This window comes from Asanoa sp. NPDC049573 (assembly GCF_040676615.1).
Classification (GTDB): Bacteria; Actinomycetota; Actinomycetes; order Mycobacteriales; family Micromonosporaceae; genus Asanoa.
On the sequence record NZ_JBFAPI010000003.1, the window covers coordinates 26,583 to 48,029 of the forward strand.

A 21,447-nucleotide genomic window follows, 5' to 3' on the forward strand; every position below is an offset into this window, starting at 1 on the left:
CCGATGCGCAGGTGTCTATGCCCGTCCGGACACTGGCGTTCGGGGTTCATGATGAGAGGATGATCCGCTTTATTCTGAACGTCCTTTGGCTGATCTTCGGTAGCGGCATCGTCCTGGCATTGGTCTACGGGCTGGCGGCGCTAATCTGTTTTGCGCTGATTGTCACGATTCCGTTCGGCATTGCCGCGCTCCGCCTGGCCAACTATTCACTCTGGCCCTTCGGTCGCACGCTGATCACCAGGCCCACCTCTGGTGTCGCCTCCGATGTCGGCAACGTCATCTGGGCGATCGTCGCCGGCTGGTGGCTGGCGCTGACGCACATCGTCCAGGGCATCGCCCAGTGCCTGACGATCATCGGCATCCCGTTCGGGATCGCCAACTTCAAGCTGGTGCCGGCCGCGTTCTGGCCGCTCGGCAAGGAGATCGTCGAGATCGACGACCCGGCGGCCGCGTGGACCACCCCGCGGGTGTCCGCAGCCTGAGAAGAAGCTGAGAGCCACTACAAGTTGACAGCACCTCGAATGTAGGAGTTACTCTCACTTGAGATGAACTTCTACATTCGGGGGTGGTCGGCGATGCCGACGTCTCGTTCCACGAGCAGATGGCTGGCGCTGGCCGCGCTGGCGGTCGCGATGCTCACCATCGGGCTCGACACGACGGTGCTCACGGTCGCCCTGCCGACGCTGTCGGTCGACCTGGGCGCCTCGAACGCGCAACTCCAGTGGTTCGCGTCGGCCTACACGCTGGTTCTCGCGGCCGTGCTGCTGCCGGCCGGCTCGCTCGGCGACCGGTTCGGTCGCAAGCGCTTCCTGCTCGGCGCGCTCGTGCTCTTCGGCGCCGCCTCGGCGCTGTGCGCCTACGCCGGCAGCGCGGAAACGTTGATCGCCGCCCGGGCGGCCCTTGGGCTCGGTGCCGCGATCATGATGCCGCTCTCCATGGCCGTCGTGCCGGTGCTCTTCCCGGACAGCCGCGAGCGCGGCCGGGCGCTGACCATCTGGATCACCTCGACCGCGATCGGCCTGCCGCTCGGTCCGATCGTCGGCGGCTATCTGCTGGAGCACTTCTGGTGGGGCTCGATCTTCCTGATCAACGTGCCGCTGGTCGTGGTCGGCGTGCTCGCGGTCGCGCTGTTCGTTCCCGAGTCGCGCAGCACCCACCCCCGCCCGATCGACTTCCTCGGCATCCTGCTGTCGTCGGCCGGGTTGCTCGGCCTGACCTACGGCTTCATCCGGATCGGCGACGACGGCTGGTCAGACCTCGCCGACTGGGGGCTGATCGCAGCCGGGTTGGCGGTGCTGGCCCTGTTCGTCGCCCGGCAACGCCGAGCCGCGTACCCCCTGATCGATCTCGGTCTGTTCCACAGCCGCGGCTTCACCCTCGGGTCGACGCTCGCCACGGTGGTCAATTTCGCGATGTTCGGGCTGCTCTTCCTCGTGCCGCAGTTTCTGCAGGCGGTCGGTGGCGCCAACGCGCTGGGCACCGGGCTTCGGCTGCTGCCGATGATCGGCGGGCTGCTGGTCGGCACCCGCATCGGTGGGCGGGTCGCCCGCTCGGTCGGCAGTGGCGTGCTGATCGGTGCCGGCTTCGTGGTGCTGGCCGTGGCCCTCGGGCTGGGTGCGATGACCACCATCGATACGGGGTACGGCTGGACGGCCACCTGGATCGCGCTGCTCGGCGTGGGCATGGGTCTCGCACTGCCGGCCACGATGGGTGCCGCGATGGACGCGCTGTCGGTCGAACGGGCCGGCTCCGGCTCGGCGGTCGTCCAGGCGCTGCGCCAGGCCGGCGGCACCATCGGCGTCGCGGTGCTGGGCACGGTGGTCAGTTCCGGCTATCAGTCGGGCCTTGGTGACGCGGCGGTGCACCCGGTCTCCGACAGCGTCTCGGCCGGCGTCGCCGTGGCGAGCCAGCGCGGCGACCTGGCGTTGCTGGACACCGTGCGCACCGCCTTCGTCACGGGGATGAACCAGACGTTGTGGGTCTGTGTGGCGTTCTGTGCCGTGGCCGCCGCGACCGCGTTCTGGCTCCTGCCCCGCCGCGTGGTGACGCCGGTCGTGCCGGCCGCACCGGCGGTGGCGGTGTCAGAATCACTACATGCCGGCTGAACCAGAGATGGGGCTCGGGCTCCGCGAGCGCAAGAAGCTGCGGACCCGGGCCACCATCCGCGACCAGGCGATGCGCCTGTTCGCCGAGAAGGGCTATGGGGAGACCACCGTCGAACAGATCGCGGAGGCCGCCGACATCTCGCCGAGCACGTTCTTCCGGTATTTCCCGTCGAAGGAACAACTCGTCCTGGTCGACGACTACGACCCGATCATGATCCGGTCGTTCCTGGAACAGCCCCCGGACGTGCCGGTGCTGACCGCGCTGCGCCGCTCGATGGAGCAGGTGTTCGAGAGCATGGCGCCGGAACAGTTCGAGCGGGAGATGGCCCGGCAGCACCTGATCCGGACGGTGCCCGAGTTGCGTGCGGCCCAACTCGACGAGTTGCAGCGGACGATCGCGTTGCTCGCCGAGGGGGTCGCCACCCGGGCCAACCGGCCGAAGGACGACCTGGAGTGCCGGGCGTTCGCCGGAGCGGTGGTCGGCACGGTGATGGGCGCGATGCACGACGACTTCGTGTTCTCGGTGGAGCGCATGGCGAAAGCCCTCGACTTCTTCGAGGCCGGCTTCCCGTTCGCGCGCTAGGCCGGCTCGTCGGTGCCGACGAACTCGGCGATCTCGTCGACGCTGTATTCGCCCTCGGGCAGTTGGTCGAAGGCGATCAACACGTCGGCGGGCGGGTCGAGCGCGACGACCCGGCGGTGGATCTCGTCGCTGGACAGGCGCTCCTCGCCGACGAATACGCGGTCGAGCAGATCAGAATCAATCATGCCTGCTGCCCTACCCGGTGGCGGCGCGGCGAAACGGTTGCGGGTGGGATGCGGCCGGGCCGAACGGGGGAGACGGCCCGGCCGCATCCCTGGGCTAGATCGTCAACACGATCCGGCCCGGGACTGTGCCCGCGGCCTGGCGCTGCCAGGCGTCGGCGGCCGCTTCGAGCGGCACCGCCTCGTAGGCGGTGCGCAGCCGCCCGGCGGCGACGTGGTCGGCGATCTCGCTGACCGTCACCGCCTTCTGCGCCGCTGTCAGTTCGTTGTTGGTGTAGCCGAGCACCCGCAGCGACCGGCTGCGCAGGGTCGCCGAGTCGAACGGCGCGGTCTCCGCGGCCGCGCTGCCCAGGTTGACCAGTCGGCCGCCGATCCGCAGGGTACGCAGCGCCGCGGCCGCCGCCACGCCGAACAGCGGGTCGAGCACGAGGTCGACCGGGCCGTCGGCGGCGTCGCCGAGCCGCCGGGCGAGCGAGGTGACGTCGTCCTGCTCGTAGACCGCGACCACCGAGTCGGCACCGGCCTGGTGTGCCCGCTCCTGCGCGGCGGTCGACCGGGCGGCGGCCACCACCCGGCGGGCGCCGTGCAGCTTGGCGATCTGGATCGCGGCCTGGCCGACCACACCACCCGCGCCGAGCACCAGGACCTGCTCGCCGGCGGCCAGTTCGCCGCGCTCCAGCAGGGCGTGCCAGGCCGCGACGGCTGACAGGCCGAGCGCCGCGACCAGGCGGTGGTCGACCGTCTCGGGCAGCCGGGCCAGGTCGGCCGCCGGGACCACCGCGTGCTCGGCCATGCTGCCGTCGCCCGGCTTCATGCCGGCGTCGGTGGGGAACCAGACCGCCGTGCCGTCGTCGAGCCGGCCGACGCCCTGCACGCCCGGCACGTAGGGGCAGGCTGGCATGCCGAAGTAGGAGGTGCCCGACGCGCAGAGCAGGTCGAGCGGGGTGATCGGCGCCGCGGTGACGGCGACCCGGACCTGACCCTCGCCGGCCGGCGGCAGGGCGCGGTCGACCACCCGCGGCGGCTGGCCCGCGGGGTCGACGACGGCGGCGCGCATCGTGCTCATGTCGCGATGTCGGGGTAGGGCAGGTCGAAGTGCGCGAGCCGGGCCGCGTACTGCTTCTGGAAGGCCAGCGGCTCCGCGTGGTCGCGCTCGAACATCGCGATGAACAGGGTCAGCGTGAGGAACGGGTGCGCGCCCAGCTCGAAGAGCTTGACATAGTCGTGTGTGGACAGTGCCGCGCGCTCCGCGTCGTCGAAGCGCAGCCAGGTGCTGGCCTCACCGGTGTGGCAGTTGAGCACGGCGTTGGCGCGCTCGGCCTCCCACCAGGTGACGGTGCCGACGGGGTCGTCGCGGTAGCGCTCGACCAGATCCGGGTCGCGGTCGACGGTGTAGAGGAACTTGTCGATCAGGTAACGACTCATGCCGCCGGCGCTCCGTTCGGATACCAGGTGAAGTAGGCCTCCATGGTGTGGAACAGGTCGAGGGAGTCGACGTAGTCGGCCTTCGCACCGGCGCCGGCGACGCCCATCATCAGCATGAAGTCCATGAAGCCGTGTGTCGCGTTGCCGGGTGCGTGCAGGCTGTCCAGCGTGACTTCGGACAGGCAGCCGTCGAGGTCGCCGCTGGCGATCCAGTCGACCGCGCGGCGGTCGAACTCCGGGTCGGGGCCGTGCGGGCCGAACTGCCGCGGGCCGCCGAGCTCCAGCGAGAGATGACCGGTGCCGATCACGGCCACCCGCAGGTCGCTCGGCCACGACTCGACGAGCTCGCGGATCGTCTGTCCGAGTTGGACGAAGCGCTTCGGCCGCGGCAGCGGCGGCGCGAAGATGTTGGTGTAGATCGGCACGATCGGCAGGTCGGCCTCGGGACGCAGGGTGATGATCGGGCAGGTGATGCTGTGGTCGATCCGCAACTCGTTGCTGAACGCCAGGTCGAAGCCGGCGTCGAGGCCCTCGCGCAGGATGTAGGACGAGAGGTCTTCCTGGCCGCGCAGCAGCATCCTGGGCAGGCCGAACTCGCGTTCCTCGTTGTACCAGTTGGCGTCGTAGAAGGGTGCCTTGCCGACCAGGAACTGCGGCATGTTGTCGAGCCAGAGCTGGTGGAAGTGGTCGGAGCCGACCATCACCAGCACGTCGGGGTTGGCCCGGGTCAGCGTCTCCCGGAAGGCCAGGATCTTGCTCGTCCACTCGTCGGCGAACGGCGGCCGGTCGGCACCGGTCGCGGTGCTCGCGCGGTAGTAGAACGGGTGATGCGTGGAGGCGACGACCGCGACGACTTTGGCCATGCTCGCTCCTCTTCAGTCCTGGCCCGGCGGGACATACCGGGCGTGGCGGTCAACCGTCGTGTAGATGTCCATGCCGAGTGGCGCCCGCTTCTCCTCGGCGAGGTGGCCGAGCAGGCCGGCCGCCCGGGCCAGCAGCGCGAAGCCGCGGAGCAGGTCGACCGGCAGCCCGAGGTCGGCGAGTGCGGCTCCGGCGACGCCGGCACCGTTCAGCGGCAGCGTACGACCCAGGATCTCCGGGTGCACGCGTCCGATCGCCTGGAACAGCTTGAGGTGCGGGCCTTCCAGGCCCTCTTCCCGGGCGATGCCGATCAACACGGGGGTACGCGGATCCCGCACCTTGTGCACCGGATGCCCGAGACCGGGCACGAACCGCTTCGCCGCGCGGGCCTCGGTGACGGCGGTGCGGGCCAGGGCGTCGAAGTCCACATCCGCAGGGGCGTCGCGCAACGTCTCGGCCAGGAACCGGCCGCAGTCTTCGGTCACGCCGAGAAAGCGGGAACCCCCGCCGAGCAAACCGGCCGCCAGCGCGCCCTGGATCGACTCGGGCGCGCTCAGGTAGGTCAGCCGGGCGGCGATCGCGGTCGGGGTGAAGCCGTGGTCGGCCAGGGAGACCAGCACGGTCTCGAACACCCGCGTCTCGCCCGGCGTCGGGCGGCGCTTGGTGACCAGCCAGAATGCCAACTCGCCGAAGCCGACCTTGCCCATCAGGTCGCCGGCTAGGTCCTGCCCTAGCAGCGAGATGGTGTCGGCGTCGGACGTGCCGAGCCCGGTCGGAAAGGTCAGCTCTTCAGCCATGCGCGGATCTCCTCCCCGTGTTGGTCGAGCCCCGGCGGCGGCAACTCGTAGCGCGGAGGCGTCGCCGAAAAGGTGATCGGGTTGCGCACGCTGGGCACCGCGTCCTCGCCCCCGCCCACCTCGACCACCGGATCAAGACCGAGTTCATCGGCGTACGCGACGCCGCCGTCGAGGGTGTTGATCGGCGCGCACGGGATGCCGGCGGCCAGCAGGTCGCGGAACCACTCGTCCTTGGTGCGGGTGCGCAGCACCTCGACCAGCAGCGGGCGCAGCGCCTCGCGGTTGGCCGTGCGGTCCTGGTTGCGCCCGAACCGTGGGTCGTCGACCAACTCCGGCACGCCGAGCACCTGGCACAGCTTGCGGAACTGCCCGTCGTTGCCGGCGATCACGATCAGCTCGCCGTCGGCCGTCGGCAGCGGCTCGTAGGGGAACAGGCTGGGGTGGGCGTTGCCCATCCGGAACGGCACGGTGTCGCCGGCGACCACCGCGCTGCTGTGGTTGACCAGCCCCGACAACGCCGACGACAGCAGGTTGACCTCGACGTGCTGGCCGCGCCCGGAGGCGGCACGGTGGTGCAGGGCGGCCAGGATGCCGATGTTGGCGTGCAGGCCGGCCATCACGTCGAAGACCGAGATGCCGGCCCGGTAGGGCGGCCCGTCGGGATCGCCGGTGAGGCTCATCAGCCCGGAGATCGCCTGGACCATCAGGTCGTAGCCCGGGATGGCCGCGCCCGCGCCCGAGCCGAAGCCGCTGATCGAGGCGTAGACGATGCCCTCGTTGCCGGCGGCGACCGTGTCGTAGTCGAGCCCGAACCGGGCCAGGCCGCCGGGCTTGAAGTTTTCGATCATGACGTCGGCGCGCCGGGCCAGCTCCCGGGCGGCGGCCAGGTCGGCGTCGTCGCGCAGGTCGAGGGCGATGGACCGCTTGTTGCGGTTGATGCCCAGGTAGTAGGTGGCCACGCCGTCGCGGACCGGCGGCATCCAGGTGCGGGTGTCGTCGCCGGCCGGGCCCTCGACTTTGATCACGTCGGCGCCCAGGTCGGCGAGCAACATGGTCGCGTAGGGGCCGGCGAGGATCCGGGAGAAGTCGGCCACCAGGATGCCCTTCAGCGGCCCGGTATTCTCCGTCACTCGCTAGCTCCTTCGCTGAATGTCCGCTGCGCGGACGGACGTCCGTACACCTTTATCTTGGTCATTGCTTGGCTCATCGCGCAACCATCACGCAATGCTAACGTCTTGACGGCGGCTGGTGAGCGGGCTCACAATCGCGACGTTCGAGACTGGCTGGCCGCTAGGCGGACTACTGTCCGATAGGAGTGACGGCGATGAGCGTGCTGTTTCGCAACGGCCTTGTGCTGACGATGGATAACCACCACACCGTGCTCCGGGATGCGGACGTGCTCGTGGTGGACGACAAGATTGCCGAGATCGGCACCGCGCTGACCGCGCCCGAGGGCGCCGTCGAGATCGACGCCACCGGCGGCATCGTCATGCCCGGCATGATCGACACCCACCGGCACATGTGGCAGACCGCGATGCGGGGCTACGGCGCCGACTGGACCCTGACCCAGTACTTCGTCTGGTACTACCTGGAGTCCGGCAAGCGGTTCCGGCCCGAAGACGTCTACGCGGGCAACCTGCTCGGCGCGATCGAGGCGCTCGACGCCGGCGTCACCACCACGGTCGACTGGTCACACGGCCTGCAGACGATCGACCACGCCGACGCCGCGGTCGACGCGCTGGAGGCGGTGCCCGGCCGGTTCGTGCTGGCCTACGGCAACATCCAGCAGGGACCCTGGCAGTGGTCGGCGGCGCCGGAGTTCCGCGACTTCGTCAACCGCCGGCTGCACGGCAAGGGCGACATGCTGGGCTTCCAGATGGCCTTCGACGTGACCGGCGACCCGGCGTTCCCGGAGAAGGCGGCGTTCGAGGTGGCCCGCGAGTTGGGCGCGCCGGTGACCACGCACGCCGGCGTCTGGGGCGCCACCAACGACGACGGCATCCGGCTGATGCACGAGAACGGCTTCATGACGCCGCAGTCGATCTACGTGCACGCCGCGACGCTGACCCGCGACTCCTACAACCGGATCGCCGCGACCGGCGGCTCCGTCTCGGTTTCCACGGAGAGCGAGCAGAGCGCCGGCCAGGGCTACCCGCCCACCTGGCAGTTGCGGCACCACGACATCCCGGTCTCGCTGTCGATGGACACCAGCGTCTGGTGGAGCGGCGACCTGTTCTCCGCGATGCGCTCGACGCTCGGCGCCGACCGGTCGCGCGAGCACATGGAGGCGCACCGCAACGCCGAGACGGTCACCCACTGCCACCTGCGGGCCGAGCAGGTCGTCGACTGGGCGACCATGGGTGGCGCTCGCGCGCTGGGCCTCGACTCGGTGGTCGGCAGCCTGGAGCCCGGCAAGAAGGCCGACATCGTGCTGATCAAAAACGACCACTCGCCGGTGATGTTCCCGGTGCTGCACCCCTATGGGCACGTGGCGTTCCAGGCGCAGCGCGGCGACGTCGACACGGTCGTGGTCAACGGCCGGATCGTCAAGCGCGGCGGCCGGCTGGTCGACGTCGACCTCGCCGCCGCCCGGGCCGCGATCGGCCGCACCGTCGACTATCTGGTCGGCGACATGGGCGAGGAGGCCTGGGCGAAGGGTATGAACCCGGACGTGCCGGAGACCAAGGTGACGGACAACCCCTACACCTACACCGACTACGACGCCGGCTCGGCGCAATGGAAGCATTGAGAAATGCCACGCGAGTCCGGACCTGACTTCATCGAAGCGCTGGCCCGGGGGCTCGACGTTCTCCGTTCGTTCCCGGCCGGGCAGCCCGTGCGCACGCTGAGCGATCTCGCCGGCGCGACCGGGCTGGCCCGGCCCACGGTGCGGCGGATCCTGCTGACCTTGGAAGAGCTCGGCTACGTGCGGGCCGCCGAGCGCGGCTACGCGCTGACGCCGCGGGTGCTCGAGCTGGGCATGGCCTACGTCAACTCGCTGAGCATGTGGGACGTCGCCCGGCCCCACATGGAGCGGCTGGTCGCGCAGACCAACGAGTCGACCTCGATGGCCCAGCTCGACGGCAGCGACATCGTCTACGTGGCCCGGGTGGCGGTGCCGAAGATCGTGACCCTCGCGGTCACCATCGGCACCCGGTTCCCGGCGCCGCCCACGTCGATGGGCAAGGTGCTGCTGGCCGCCCTGCCGCCGGATTCGCTCGCCGACGTCCTCGCCGAGCCGAGCCGGTCCGGCATCACCGCACGCTGGCAGCCGACCCGCGACGAGCTCGACCGGCAGCTCCGCGAGGTGCGGGCGAAGGGCTGGGCGCTGGCCGACCAGGACCTGGCGCCCGGCATCCGCTCGGTGGCCACCAGCGTCCGCGACGGCGACGGCACCGTGGTCGCGGCGATCAACGTGACCGTGCACGCCGCCGAGACCTCGGTCGAACGACTGACCGAGGAATACCTACCGCTGCTGCTGCGCTGCGCCGCCGACATCGGCCACGACTGGTCCCTGATGGGCGCGATCCCGTTGACCGTGACCGCGCCCGGCAGGGCCTAGTTCGGGGTGTAGGCGAGCAGCATCCGGTCGGCGTTGGCGGCCGACTCGAGGCTGCGGGCGATCACCCGGTCGTGCTTGTCCAGCCGCACCAACTCCGAGCCTCGGTCGGTCCGCAACCGGGCCAGCATGCCGCCGTCGGCGAGGAACACGACACTGCGCAACGTGCCTTCGGCCGGGAGATCGACGACCTTCTTCGAGCGGACGTCGACGAGGGTGTCGCACGTCAGACCCCGTGCGGCGTCGCCGGTCGTGCCGTTCGCGGGAGCCGTTTGGATGCACACCCGGCCTCCGTCGGCCGAGATCCCGAGCAGGCCGGCGGGGCGCCGTCCGCCGATGTTGGCGGGCGTCAACGTCACCTTGTCGCCGCCGTCGAGGTCCTGGATCGTGACCCCCCGCGTGTCGCCGTGCTGGTAGGCGAGCCTGCTGCCGTCGGCCGACCAGCGGTAGTGGCAGCCCTCGGGCTCGCCGAGATCGTCGCCCGCGCCGCCGGCCAGGTAGAGCACGGCAAGGTTGGCGCCGCGGGGCAAGACCTGGGTGATCAGGAGCCGGGTCGAATCGCCGGACCAGACCGGCTCGTCGCACATGTTCTCGACACCCCGGTGCACGGTGCGGCGGTGGCTGCCGTCCACGTCCGACATCATCAGGTTGCCGTCCTCGACCCAGGTCACCTTCTTGCCGTTGGGCGACACGTTGAGGCTCAGATAGTCGCCCGGGTAGCCGCGGCCGTCGAGATAGAGCTTGCCGTCCAGGGTCATGTAGAACACCTTGCCGGCCACCCGCGGCACACCAGGCGCCTTGGTCGAAGTCGGCGTGGTCGGGGTCGGTGTGGCCGGCGCCGTGTGGGCCGGGGTCGGGGTTTGCGTCACCACGACCGGCGGCGGCGTCGGGGTGTCGTTGTCGGCCGCCGCGAAGCCGACCGCGGGGCCCCCGACCAGCAGCGCGGCGGAGGTGGCGATGGCCGCCGCAGCGACCCGGCGCCGGTGCCGGACCGAGAGGCGTGCCGCGGCGCTGCCGGGTGGGGTCACGTAGGGCGCGACCTCGCGGCGCAACGCGGCGAAAGCGTGTGCCAGGCGCGGGTCATCGTCGAAGTCAGGCACGGTCCGCCTCCTCGTCGCTGAGCTGGGCGGCGAGTGCGGCGCGAGCGCGATGCAGCCACGACTTCACCGTGTTCTCCGAAACGCCTTCCTGCCGGGCGATCTCACCGATCGGCAGGTCGGCCAGGTAGTGCAGGATCACCGCGCGGCGGTGGTCCGGCTTCAGGGTGGCCAGCGCGTGCGCCAGAGCCACCCGGTCCGGGCTCGGCTCCGCGACGTGGGCCGGTCGCTGTTGGCGCAGGAACAGCGCCGCCGTCCGGGTCCGCCGCCATCGGCTGGTGACCAGGTTCCAGGCGACCCGGCGCACCCAGGCCGACGGGTCGTCGTAGTCGGCCAGCCGCTTCCACCGGGCCAGCGCCCGACAGAACGCCTCCTGCGCGATGTCTTGCGCGCCGGCCAGATCGCGGGTGTACGCGTACAGCTGGATGGTCAGGGCCTGAAAGTGCGCCGAATAGAACTCTTCGAAGCTGGTCTGGCCTGGCGGGCCGAAGCCGGGCACCAGATCGAGATCGCCCCCGTCACGCAAGGAAACCACCGTCCTCGCATCCTCCCCCATGGCGGCCGTCCCTTGTGGTTGGCCGATCGGGATCAACACGCATCATCGTGTCGGGCGGTTGCGGACGGGGACCCGACAGTTACGGATTCCAGCGGTTGCTGAGCCACATGCGTTTGGCCCAGTCGGCGTAGGGCAGGAAGTCGCCCACGAAGAGGTTGTAGAAGTAGGCGAAACAGAGGACCACCAGCACGAGGTACGCGGCCGCGGCCACCGAACCGATCAGGCGGCGGTCGGCGTGCTCCGGGCCGAATGGCCCGATGATCGCTCCGAGCACGTAGACCACCGCCAGCACGAAGAAAGGCATGGCCGGCGCGGTGTAGAACGAGAACATCACCCGGTGCGCGTCGACGGCGTAGTAGAACCAGGGCAGCAGCCCGGCCGCCGAGATCAGCAGAATCGCGCCGGCCCGCCAGTCGCGGCGGGCGATGCCCAGCCAGGTGGTCGCGACCAGGGCCGGCAGGAACGACCACCAGAGCACCGGGGTGCCGAGCAGGATGATCTCGGAGACCGGCGCCTGGCCCCAGGGCGCGCCCGGGTAGGCCAGATGGATCGTCACCGGCTTGCCCAGCAGCAGCCACTGCCACGGCCACGACTGGCTGGGGTGCTTGGTCTGCAGGGTCGAATGGAAGGTGAACGCCTCGTGGTGATAGTGCCAGAGGTTCTGCAACGCGCCGATGACCGGCAGTTCCGACTGGCCGTTGGCGGCCCGGTAGTGCCGGAAGTAGCCGTCGTCGGTGAGCAGCCAGCCGGACCAGGAAGCCAGGTAGACCGCGACGATCAGCACGCCGCAGACGACCAGCCAGCCGCTCTCCTGGCGCAGCGCGGCCCGCCACGGCCGGTCGACGCCGGCCGAGCGCCGGCCGCCGGCGTCCCACCACAACACCAGCAGCAGCAACACGGGCAGGAAGAACAGCGCGCTCCACTTGGTGGCCACCGCACAGCCGAACAGCGCTGCCGCGAACAGGCGCCACCAGGGGACGCCGGCCCGTGCTCCGGTGCCGGCGGTGATCGCATGCAGCATGGCCCGGCGGCGGGCGTCGCGGTCGACCACCAGGGCGCCGAACGTGGCGAGCACGAACAGCAGCAGGAACATGTCGAGCAGCGCGATCCGCGACAGCACCAGGTGGAAGCCGTCGAGGGCGAGCAGCAGCCCGGCCGCGCAACCGAGCACCGTCGAGCCGAACAGCCGCCGGGCGATCCGCACCATCAGCAGCACCGAGAGCGTGCCGGCCACCGCGACCGAGAACCGCCAGCCGAACTCCGGCGCCGCGTTGAACAGGTGACCGGTGAGTCGCTGGTCGCCGTCGACGTCGTAGTAGCCGAACGCCCACTCGCCCAGCGCGATCAGCCACTTGCCGAGCGGTGGGTGCACCACGTAGGCCGGCACGTTGTCGCGGTAGTTCCATTCGACGCCCTTGGTGAGCAGCCCCCACCCGTCTTTGGCGTAGTAGGTCTCGTCGAACAGCTTGCCCTCGGGCCGCGACAGGCCGGAGAAGCGCAGGACCGCGGCGACCAGGACGACGAACCCGGTCGCATACCAGGAGGCCAGGTTGCCGCGGGGGTCGAACGGCGCCAGGCGGCGCTGGGTGACTTCCGGGGCCGCTAGCACCGCGCGATCATACGGCCTAAACGCGTGCTGACCACCCGCCCGTCGGGGGCTTGCGGACCACCTTGGTCAGGTCTTTCCAGATCGAGCGGCCGCCGGTCGACGAGGCCATCAACCGGTCGACCCAGGCCCGGGCCGCCCACTCCTCGTCGAACGCCGGCCAGGTCACGTCGCGGTCCTTGTCGCCGGCGCGGGCCCGCACCAGCCACCCCGCGTCGGGATCGCGATGCAGCCAGATGTCGCGCCGCGTCGCCGAATTGCGGTCACCGTTCCACCATCGTCCGACCAGCTCCACGATCGACAGGCTATCGAACACCTGTTCGACTCGCAATCATGCTCCGGCCCGGTCGTCGGCCAGCCCGTCGGTCGCCAACCGACCAGCCCGGGTGGTGCGCCGCAGGAAGTCGGCGACCAGCGCCAGGTCGCGTTCGTCGTGACCGGCGCAGATGTCTTCGACCGCCCGGCCGAGGCCGGCGTAGAGCCGCATCAGCTCGGCGGTGCGCCCGCGGACCGCGTGCACGGCCACCGCGCGCCGGTCGGTCGCGTCGCGCTCCCGGGTCACCCAGCCACCACGCTGGAGCCGATCGAGGACCCCGGTCATGGTCGCAGGGTGCAAGCCCGCCCGGCGGGCCAGCGCGGTCGGGCTCACCGGGCCCTCGCGGCTGACCAGCTCGAAGCAGTCGAGGTCGATGTCCTTGAGTTCGACGTGACCGCCGACCTGATGGTTGAGCAGCGAGAGCTGCACCCGCAGCTCGCGCAGCGCTGTCATGATCGCGTGCGCGTGCTGCCGCCGGGCGGTGCGCGCGCCGAGGTCGTCGGCGGTGCTCATCGGGTCAGCCTACGGAGCGTCACCGTCCGGTGCGGGGCGCGGCCCGGTGAGCAGGCGCAGCGGCTGCGGCTCGTGCAGCGGCGGCGCGTCGGGGTTGGGCCGGGTGCGGGCGAGCAGCCCGGCCAGCCCGGCCCGGGTCGCGACGACGATCAATCGGTCGGTGCGCACCAGCTCGCGCCGCTCCGGCACGGTCCACAGCGTCTGACCGATCCGGCCGGTGCGTACGGCGATCAGCCGCACCTCGTGGGGCCGGTTGACCTCCGGGCAGAGCTGCCCCTCCAGCTCGGAACCGGCGCCGACCGGCAACTCGGCGACCAGCAGCACCCGCCGGCCGACCGGGATCGCGTCGATCACCTCGCGGCCGGACAGCGCCGCCGCGAAGGCCGGCGCGGCCAGGTAGGAGACGCTGCGGGACAGGTCGATGTCGAAGCTGCGCTTGACCCGCCGGGCGAATCCCTCGTCGTAGAGGCGCAGCACCACCCGCAGCCGCCCGCCGTGCAGGGCCCGGCCGAGCAGCGCGGTCTCGAGGTTGGAGACGTCGTCGGTGGAGAGCACCAGCAGCGCGCGGGCGGTGCCGACCGACGCGGCCCGGAGCGTCTGCTCGCTGTTGCCGCTGGCGATGATGACCGGCACCCCGAGTTCGCGGGCGACCGCGACACCGCGGGCGTCGGCCGACCGGTCGACACAGACCACGTCGACGCCGAACCGGTGCAACTCGCGCAGCACCCGGGTGCCGACGTTGCCGAGGCCGACGAGCACGACGTGCCCGGCGAGCGGCCGGGTCAGCGCGCCGGAGTTGACGGCCAGCCGGGCGGTGACCACCGCCTCGACGATCACGACGGTGACGAACGGGACCAGCACGACGCCGGCCCGGGCGAGCAGCGCCAGCACGACCTGCTCGACCGCACCGCCGGAGACGTCGTCGCCGATGCCGCCGAGCGCGGTGACCGAGGCCAGGTAGGCGGCCTCCCAGAGGTTGAGCCCGCGCAGGTAGGCCAGCAGCACGGTGCTGAGGCCGAGCAGAGCGGCGACACCGAGCAGGGCGTAGCGCAGCCGGCGCCGCCCGAGCACCAGCGCGGTCACCCGCAGCGGCTGGCGCCCGCGCCGTGGCTTCGGCCGCGGCGGCTCGCCGTAGCGGCGGACCAGCAGCAGGTCGGCCGCGGCGTCGTCGACCGGTAGCGTCTCCGGTTCGCTGCGGCCGTCGACCACGGCCAGGCCGCAGACCACGTCGTCGGGGTCCGGGTGTTCGTCGCGATGAGCGGTGACCAGGAACTCGTCGGTCAGCCGCACATACGTCGGCGTGTCGTCGCCGAGCGCGGCGGCCACGAACGCGGGCGCCGCGATCTCCGACCCGGACAGCACGTCGCAGTCGCCGAGCATCGCGGTGACGCCCTTGGCCAGGATCGGGTTGAACACCCGCACCACGATCCGGGCGGTCGGGTTGAGCTCGCGCACCATCATCGCGGCATCCACGGTGGCCACGTCGTCGCGCTCGACCAGGGCGACCGCGGTGGCGTCGGCGACACCGGCGCGCACCAGCACGTCGGGCGTGAGGCGGGCGGCGGCGACCAGCACCGGCCGCAGGTCGGGGTCGCCGGTCTCCGGCTCGAGGTCGGCGATCTCCGGCGCCTGGTCGGCGTCGGCCGACCGCACGATCACGGTGACCGGGACGCCGTAGGTGTTGACCAGTTCGTTGGCGAGCCGGCGGGCCAGGGTGTTGTCGCCCCACACCAGGAACACGCCCGGATGGTAGCCACCGCAGGTGCTCTAGGCGTTCAGCCGGCGGATGAACGTCGGTGGAACGTGGTCGGTCAGCCAGACGCCGTTGGCGCTGCACTGGAACCGGTGGCCGGCGGCGGCCATGGCCGCCGCGTCGACCGCGAGCACCGCGACCGACCCGCTCCGCCGCGCGCCGACCCGCCGCGCGGTGTGCACGTCCAGCGACAGGTGTACGGCGTGCCGCCGGCGCTTGACCAGCCCCTCCCGCAGGATCGCCGGCACCGCGGTGGCGGCCGTGCCGTGGAAGAGCCGCGGTGGTGGCGGCCGGTCGTCGAGCCCGAGGTCGACCGCGACCGAGTGGCCCTGGCTGGCCCGGATCTGGTCGCGGCCGTCCGGGCCGGTGCGGACCGCGAACCGCTGCTTGTCGTTGCCAGCCACGACCCGGTCCAGGGTGGCCCGGTCGAGCGGGACGCCGTGCGCGGCCAGGGCGGCCAGCAGAACGTCGACGTCGACCCAGCCCTGCGGGTCGAGGGTCACCCCGATGGTTTCCGGTCGGTGCCGCAGCACCAGGGACAAGCGCTTGCTGACCCGGATCAGGTCGTCGATCACCCGGCCATTGTCGCTTCCACCGATCCGAATGCGCGCCCGTTTTCCGGGCGCCGGGTCGCGGCGTGACAGCTTGTGAGGGTCGCCGCAATGCCGCCGCCCAGAGCTGGCCGAACAGGTGATCAATTACGAGCGCGCGGGACGTAGCGTGTCGGGACGTGGCATACGGGGACGTCGATCCGATCAACACCACCGACGCGGCCGCGACGCCGCCCGCGCAGCGACCGCCGTCCGAGCCGACGACGCCCGCCGCCGCTCCGGTGCCCGCCGCTCCGGTGGCCGCCGCTCCGATGCCGGCCGCTCCGGTGCCGGCCGCTCCGGTGCCCGCCGCTCCAGCCGCAGGCGGTGCGGATCCCGGGGAGTCGGCTCCACCGCTCGGGGGGCCGCCCGCGCCGCGGCGCCGGCGGGGGCTGTTCGTCGGGCTGCTGGTCGCGCTGGTCGTGCTGCTGCTCGCCGTGCCGGCCGTCATCGTGCTCACCTCCGGTTCGCCGGCGCCGACCGCGACGGCGGCCACCCCCGCGGCGAGCGCGAGCGCCGGCGCCTCGCCCACCGGGCCGCCGCCGTCGCCGAAGCCCGGCGATCCGGAGAGCGTCCGGTATGCCTGGGCGGCGGCGCAGATCAAGGACACCCTGGCCGGCATGACCACGGCGATGCGCACCGGCGACCTCGCCACGTTCGTCGCGGCCGGCGCCGACAAGAACGTACGCACGGAGCTTGATCGTCGGTTCCGGTCCCTGCGGGCGATGCGGGTCGCCGAATTCGAGTTGACCATCGACAGTGGACCGTTCAACGAGAAGAAGGTCGGCGGGTTCAGCGAGTGGGGTGTCGGCCTGCAGATCCGGCACTGCTTCGTGGTCGCCGGGTGCAAGCCGGACACCCTCGTGATCGACACGACCTGGCGCGACTCGCCGGCCGGCTATCGCATGGTCAAGCTGTCGACCGTCAAGGACGAGAACAACGGCCCGCACCCGTGGGAGGTCAGCCTGTTGACCGCGGCGGTCGGCTCCCGCGCGGTCGTCGCGGCGCCGAAGCAGTACGCGGCGCAGGCCCGGGCCTTCCTGCCGGCGGCGGAGCGGGCCGCGAAGATCGCCGACAAGTACGTGCTCGGCGAGAAGCCGAACCGCTACCTCATCTACCTGGCCGGGCCGTCGGAGTGGAAGAAGTGGTTCGGCGGCACGCAGCCCTGGGCTATCGGTTTCGCGATCCCGGCGACCCCGAACCGCTCCGACATCGTGCTGCGGATGGAGGAGATTCCCACCGGGTACGCCGAGTCGGTGATGAAGCACGAGATGGGCCACGTGGCGACCCTGGCCGGGCGGGAGTACCACGACTACTACGGCGAGAACTGGTGGCTGACCGAGGGGATCGCCGAATACATCGAGTGGGACGGGCGCGGCATCTCCGGCTACGACCGGCAGGACTCCGCGCGGCGGGCGCTGCGGCAGAAGACGTTCACCGGCGATCTGGAGAAGTTGGTGCCGGCCGACGACGCGGACGACTGGCAGATCGACGCCGCCTACGGGCTCGGCTTCTACGCGACCAGTTGCATTTCCGACCAGTTCGGGCACGCGAAGCTGATGGACTTCGCCGACGAGGTGCTGCGGGCCGGCCGGCCGTCGGAGGTGGCGGCACCGCAGATCCTGGGCGCCGAGTGGTCGACGGTCACCAAGCGCTGCCTCACCTACACGAAGCAAAAAGTAGGCGGCTAGCACTGGTCCGAACGGATGATCATTTACCGGCGCGCAGACCGTAGCGTCTCCGATCGTGTCATACGGGGATGTCGATCTGAGCAAGACCAACAACGCGGCACCGGAGCCGCCCGCGGCTGAGCCAGCCCCGGAGGCACCGGCCGTCGAGCTGGTACCGGCCGCGGAACCGCCCCTGGCCGAGCCGCTTGCCAGTGCCGCGCAGCCCACAGCCAGCACCCTGGCCGAGCCGTTGACTCCCGCGGCGCCGTCGCCGGTCGAGCCGGTGACTCCCGCGGCGTCGTCGCCGGCTGAGCTGGTGACCCCGGCAGCGTCGTCGCCGGCTGAGCTGGTGACCCCGGCAGCGTCGTCGCCGGCTGAGCTGGTGACCCCGGCAGCGTCGTCGCCGGCCGAGTTGGTGACCCCAGCATCGTCGTCGCCGGCCGAGTTGGTGACCCCGGCGGCGCCGTCGCCGGCCGAGCCTGTGACCCCCGCATTGCCGCCGACGGTCGGCGCCCCGGTCCAGCCAGGCCAGCCCTTGCCCGTGGCCGGCCTGACGCCGCCGCCGAAGCGGCGGCGGGGGCTCATCGTCGGGCTGGTCGTGGCGTTCCTCGTGCTTCTCCTCGAGGTGTCCACGGTCGTCGTGATCGCGACCGGCGACCCGGCACCCTCGGCCGTCGCCGCCCCCATGGCCACCGCGACCCCCGCCGCCGCACCCACCGGCCCGCCGCCGTCGCCGAAGCCCGGCGATTCGGAGAACGTCCGTTTCGCCTGGGCCCTGGACCAGATCAGGACCAGCCTGGCCACGATGACCAAGGGCATGCGCGACGGCAACCTCGGCGCCTTCGTCAAGCCGGCCGCCGACAAGAAGGTCCGGGCCGAACTCGACCGCCGCTTCCGGTCGCTGCGCGCCATGAAGGTCGCCGGCTTCGACCTCTCCGTCGACAGCGGCCCGGTCAACGAGAAGAAGGTCGGCGGCTTCAGCCAATGGAACGTACGGGTCGGGATGGCGCACTGCTTCGCCGTCGCCACCTGCAAGCCGTCGACCGCCGTCTTCGACACGGTCTGGCGCGACTCGCCCACCGGCTACCGGATGACGAAGATCTCCGCGATCGAGGCCGACGCCAACGGTCCGCACCCGTGGGAGGTCAGCGCGCTGACCGCGGCCGTCGGCAAGCGGGCTGTCGTGGCCGCGCCGAAGAACTACGCCGCCAAGGCCCGGGCGTTCCTCCCGCTCGCCGAGCGGGCCGCGAAGACCGCCGACAAATACGTGCTCGGCGACAAGCCGGACCGCTACGTCGTCTACCTGGCCGGCCCGGCCGAGTGGAAGAAGTGGTTCGGCGGCTCCGAGGACTGGGCGGTCGGCTTCGCCATCCCCGCGACCCGCACGCGCTCCGACATCGTGCTGCGGATGGAAGACCTGTCCAGCTCGTACGCCGAATCGGTGCTGAAGCACGAGATGGGTCACGTGGCGACCCTGAGCGGCCGCGACTACCGCGCCCACACCGGCGACGACTGGTGGCTGACCGAGGGCATCGCCGAGTTCATCGAGTGGGACAAGCGCGGCGTCGCCGCCTATGACCGCAAGCAGTCGTCGCGGCGGCTCATCCGGGAGCGCAAGTTCACCGGCAACCTGGAGAAGTTGGTACCCGACGACGACGCGCCGGACTGGCAGATCGACGCCGCCTACGGCCTGGGCTACTACGCGACCAGTTGCATCGCCGCGCAGTACGGCCACAAGAAGCTGATGACGTTCGTCGACCAACTGCTGCGCGAGGGTCGCCCGGCCTCGGTCGTCTCGGACCAGTATCTCGGCGTACCCTGGCCGACCGTCACCAAGCGCTGCTTCACGTACACGAAGCAGAAGCTCGGGGTCTAACCCACGTGCACGTGCGGCCGCTTCATCCGGTCCGGCTCCTGCTCGCGCAGGATCTCCCGGGTCACCGGCGCCACCTCGCCCTGGCCGAAGGCCAGATAACGCAGGAAGTTCGACGCCGGATTGCCCTCGGTCCACTCGAAGTAGATGTGCGGGCGCTGGCCGGTCGTCGCCTGGATCTCCAGCAGCAGGGCGGCCAGTGCCGTGGCCACGTTGGGGCTGGCCATCGTGAACACCCGGTAGCGGCCGTGCCGGATCTCGCCGCGGACCTGTAGGTCTGACTCGAAGTCCGACGGGTCGGTGATGGTCACCTCGGCGAACATCACGTCGTGGACGTCGGGTAGCACGTCTTCGTCGACGATCCGCTGCAGCTTCTCGCGGTATTCCTGGGCATCGAGGGCGTCCGGGTGGTTGGCGACGATCCGGACCACCGTGCCCTTGCAGTCTTCCAGCAGCTGCTGGCCTATCTCGTCGAACTGGACGCTGGTGAACCGCAGTTCGAACGCGCGGCGGAGCCGGGACAGGATCGAAAAGATGATCATGGCGCCGATGAAGCTCCCTGCGATCTTGACGCCGTCCGGGCGCTCGATGACGTTGTCGATGGTGGTGTAGATGAAGACCAACGCGATCACGCCGAACGCGATGGTCTGTTTGTGCTGCCGGTGCCGCCGGCTCGAGAGTGTCACGGCGATGGCCGCCGAGGTGATCAGAACCAGCACACCAGTGGCGTACGCGCCTCCTTGCGCGGTCACGTCGGCGTCGAACAGCCAGGTGATGAAGAAGGCGATCGCGGTGAATACCACGACCAGCGGCCGCACCGCGCTGGCCCAATAGGGCGCCATGCCGAACCGGGGCAGGTAGCGGGGGACCAGGTTCAGCAGGCCGGCCATGGCCGAGGCGCCGGCGAACCAGAGGATCGTGATCGTGGAGAGGTCGTAGACCGTGCCGAAGGTCGAGCCGAGGTTCTCGTGCGCGAGGAAGGCCAGCGCACGCCCGTTGGCCGCACCGCCCGGGTCGAACGCGTCGGCCGGGATCAGCACGGTGGTCACGATGCTGCTGGTGATCAGGAAGCAGCTCATGGTGATCGCGGCGGTGGTGAGCAGCTTGTGCGCGCCGCGGATCCGGCCGGTGGGGCGCTCCTCGGTGTCGCCGGGCGCGCCCTTGATGTGCGGCATCACCGCGACGCCGGTCTCGAAACCGGACAGGCCAAGAGCGAGCTTCGGGAAGATGATCACCGCCATCCCGATCAGGGCGACCGGGCTGCCGTGCATGGTGGTCAACGCCGACCACCAGTCGCTGGTCAGCGTCGGGTGGGTGACCACCCGGATGAGGCCGTCGACCATCACCACCGCGTTGAGCGCGAGGTAGACCGCGACCAGCACGACCGCGATGCCGATGGCCTCGGCGAAGCCCTTCAGGAACACCGCACAGAGCAGGGCCAGCAGCACCAGGGTTATCAGCACCTGGTGGTTGCCCAGCGACTCCGGCCAGAACGGGTTCTCCTGGATGTGCGCGGTCGCGTCGGCGGCCGAGAGGGTCATCGTGATGATGAAGTCGGTGGCCGCGAACCCGAGCAGGATCAGCACGACCAGCTTGCCCTCCCAGAACGAGAGCAGCTTGCTCAGCATCGCGATCGAGCCCGAGCCGTGCGGGCTCTCCCGGGCCACCCGCCGGTAGACCGGCAGCGCGCCGAGCAGGGTGACCAGCACCAGCACGATGGTCGCGAGCGGCGCCAGCACGCCGGCGGCCAGCGCGGCGATGCCCGGTTGATAGCCCAGCGTGGAGAAGTAGTCCAGGCCGGTCAGGCACATCACCCGCCACCAGCTGTGCCGGCGCTCGGTGGTCGCGGCCGGCCGGGTGAACGGGCCCTGCGGCCGCAGCGTCGGGTGCGACGCGCCGCGAAGGAACCACTCGGTGAAGCGGTTCTGCGGTGCGGGGGCCTCGGGTGAGATGGTCACGGG

21 protein-coding genes are annotated in these 21,447 nt (G+C 71.0%); 7 read left to right on the forward strand and 14 right to left on the reverse strand.

Annotated features, from left to right (window positions below; translation table 11 throughout):
* Positions 1 to 59: 59 nt before the first annotated feature.
* The 3 genes from AB0J74_RS06965 (at position 60) to AB0J74_RS06975 (ending at position 2,688) form a co-directional block, all read left to right on the forward strand.
* A complete protein-coding gene (locus AB0J74_RS06965) occupies positions 60 to 482 on the forward strand; it encodes a YccF domain-containing protein (RefSeq protein WP_363445548.1) in 423 nt (140 codons plus the stop codon).
* A gap of 63 nt (positions 483 to 545) precedes the next feature.
* Positions 546 to 2,105, forward strand: a complete 1,560-nt coding sequence (locus tag AB0J74_RS06970) for an MFS transporter (RefSeq protein WP_363445550.1) — start codon at positions 546 to 548, stop codon at positions 2,103 to 2,105.
* Positions 2,095 to 2,688 (forward strand): TetR family transcriptional regulator, encoded by a 594-nt coding sequence (locus tag AB0J74_RS06975; protein ID WP_363445552.1) that lies wholly within the window; start codon positions 2,095 to 2,097, stop codon positions 2,686 to 2,688. Before AB0J74_RS06970 ends, AB0J74_RS06975 begins: the two co-directional genes overlap by 11 nt.
* On the opposite strand, the gene AB0J74_RS06980 is transcribed toward AB0J74_RS06975, so the two are convergent.
* The 6 genes from AB0J74_RS06980 to AB0J74_RS07005 all read right to left on the reverse strand — a co-directional run bounded on the left by AB0J74_RS06980 (position 2,685) and on the right by AB0J74_RS07005 (position 7,083).
* Positions 2,685 to 2,873 carry a hypothetical protein gene (locus AB0J74_RS06980; protein ID WP_363445554.1) on the reverse strand — a complete coding sequence of 63 codons (189 nt, stop codon included), beginning with the start codon at positions 2,871 to 2,873 and terminating at the stop codon, positions 2,685 to 2,687. The genes AB0J74_RS06975 and AB0J74_RS06980 overlap by 4 nt on opposite strands.
* 94 nt (positions 2,874 to 2,967) lie before the next feature.
* The gene (locus AB0J74_RS06985; RefSeq protein ID WP_363445555.1) at positions 2,968 to 3,936 is read right to left on the reverse strand and encodes a zinc-binding dehydrogenase; all 969 of its coding nucleotides are present in this window, start codon (positions 3,934 to 3,936) and stop codon (positions 2,968 to 2,970) included.
* A complete protein-coding gene (locus AB0J74_RS06990; RefSeq protein WP_363445557.1) occupies positions 3,933 to 4,295 on the reverse strand; it encodes a hypothetical protein in 363 nt (120 codons plus the stop codon). The genes AB0J74_RS06985 and AB0J74_RS06990 overlap by 4 nt, the downstream gene beginning before the upstream one ends.
* A complete protein-coding gene (locus AB0J74_RS06995; RefSeq protein WP_363445559.1) occupies positions 4,292 to 5,158 on the reverse strand; it encodes an extradiol ring-cleavage dioxygenase in 867 nt (288 codons plus the stop codon). Before AB0J74_RS06995 ends, AB0J74_RS06990 begins: the two co-directional genes overlap by 4 nt.
* A gap of 12 nt (positions 5,159 to 5,170) precedes the next feature.
* On the reverse strand, positions 5,171 to 5,953 hold the full coding sequence (locus tag AB0J74_RS07000) for a citryl-CoA lyase (RefSeq protein ID WP_363445561.1): 783 nt from the start codon (positions 5,951 to 5,953) through the stop codon (positions 5,171 to 5,173).
* Entirely contained in the window at positions 5,938 to 7,083 is a 1,146-nt protein-coding gene (locus AB0J74_RS07005; RefSeq protein WP_363445563.1) for a CaiB/BaiF CoA-transferase family protein, read from the reverse strand. The genes AB0J74_RS07000 and AB0J74_RS07005 overlap by 16 nt, the downstream gene beginning before the upstream one ends.
* 194 nt (positions 7,084 to 7,277) lie before the next feature.
* Between AB0J74_RS07005 and AB0J74_RS07010 the strand changes: the two genes are divergently transcribed.
* Positions 7,278 to 8,702, forward strand: coding sequence for an amidohydrolase family protein (locus tag AB0J74_RS07010; protein ID WP_363445565.1), 1,425 nt, complete (start codon positions 7,278 to 7,280; stop codon positions 8,700 to 8,702).
* Positions 8,703 to 8,705: 3 nt separating this feature from the next.
* Positions 8,706 to 9,515, forward strand: a complete 810-nt coding sequence (locus AB0J74_RS07015) for an IclR family transcriptional regulator C-terminal domain-containing protein (protein ID WP_363445567.1) — start codon at positions 8,706 to 8,708, stop codon at positions 9,513 to 9,515.
* Here AB0J74_RS07015 and AB0J74_RS07020 read toward each other — a convergent pair.
* The 7 genes from AB0J74_RS07020 to AB0J74_RS07050 form a co-directional block, all read right to left on the reverse strand.
* Positions 9,512 to 10,612 carry a hypothetical protein gene (locus AB0J74_RS07020; protein ID WP_363445569.1) on the reverse strand — a complete coding sequence of 367 codons (1,101 nt, stop codon included), beginning with the start codon at positions 10,610 to 10,612 and terminating at the stop codon, positions 9,512 to 9,514. The genes AB0J74_RS07015 and AB0J74_RS07020 overlap by 4 nt on opposite strands.
* Positions 10,605 to 11,135: a sigma-70 family RNA polymerase sigma factor gene (locus AB0J74_RS07025; protein WP_363445571.1), complete on the reverse strand. Its 531-nt coding sequence runs from the start codon at positions 11,133 to 11,135 to the stop codon at positions 10,605 to 10,607. Before AB0J74_RS07025 ends, AB0J74_RS07020 begins: the two co-directional genes overlap by 8 nt.
* Positions 11,136 to 11,244: 109 nt before the next feature.
* On the reverse strand, positions 11,245 to 12,774 hold the full coding sequence (locus AB0J74_RS07030) for a phospholipid carrier-dependent glycosyltransferase (protein WP_363445573.1): 1,530 nt from the start codon (positions 12,772 to 12,774) through the stop codon (positions 11,245 to 11,247).
* Positions 12,775 to 12,790: 16 nt separating this feature from the next.
* The gene (locus tag AB0J74_RS07035; protein ID WP_363445575.1) at positions 12,791 to 13,066 is read right to left on the reverse strand and encodes a hypothetical protein; all 276 of its coding nucleotides are present in this window, start codon (positions 13,064 to 13,066) and stop codon (positions 12,791 to 12,793) included.
* Between the two features lie 36 nt (positions 13,067 to 13,102).
* A complete protein-coding gene (locus tag AB0J74_RS07040) occupies positions 13,103 to 13,600 on the reverse strand; it encodes a MarR family transcriptional regulator (RefSeq protein ID WP_363445577.1) in 498 nt (165 codons plus the stop codon).
* Between the two features lie 9 nt (positions 13,601 to 13,609).
* On the reverse strand, positions 13,610 to 15,340 hold the full coding sequence (locus tag AB0J74_RS07045; protein WP_363445579.1) for an NAD-binding protein: 1,731 nt from the start codon (positions 15,338 to 15,340) through the stop codon (positions 13,610 to 13,612).
* Positions 15,341 to 15,367: 27 nt separating this feature from the next.
* Positions 15,368 to 15,925 carry an RNA 2'-phosphotransferase gene (locus tag AB0J74_RS07050; protein ID WP_363446581.1) on the reverse strand — a complete coding sequence of 186 codons (558 nt, stop codon included), beginning with the start codon at positions 15,923 to 15,925 and terminating at the stop codon, positions 15,368 to 15,370.
* A 158-nt stretch (positions 15,926 to 16,083) separates the two neighbouring features.
* Between AB0J74_RS07050 and AB0J74_RS07055 the strand changes: the two genes are divergently transcribed.
* Both AB0J74_RS07055 and AB0J74_RS07060 read left to right on the forward strand, forming a co-directional pair.
* On the forward strand, positions 16,084 to 17,634 hold the full coding sequence (locus AB0J74_RS07055) for a hypothetical protein (protein WP_363445581.1): 1,551 nt from the start codon (positions 16,084 to 16,086) through the stop codon (positions 17,632 to 17,634).
* A gap of 55 nt (positions 17,635 to 17,689) precedes the next feature.
* Positions 17,690 to 19,489, forward strand: coding sequence for a hypothetical protein (locus tag AB0J74_RS07060; protein ID WP_363445583.1), 1,800 nt, complete (start codon positions 17,690 to 17,692; stop codon positions 19,487 to 19,489).
* On the opposite strand, the gene AB0J74_RS07065 is transcribed toward AB0J74_RS07060, so the two are convergent.
* The gene (locus AB0J74_RS07065) at positions 19,486 to 21,444 is read right to left on the reverse strand and encodes an amino acid transporter (protein ID WP_363445585.1); all 1,959 of its coding nucleotides are present in this window, start codon (positions 21,442 to 21,444) and stop codon (positions 19,486 to 19,488) included. The two genes, AB0J74_RS07060 and AB0J74_RS07065, sit on opposite strands and share 4 nt — an antisense overlap.
* Between the last annotated feature and the right edge of the window lie 3 nt (positions 21,445 to 21,447).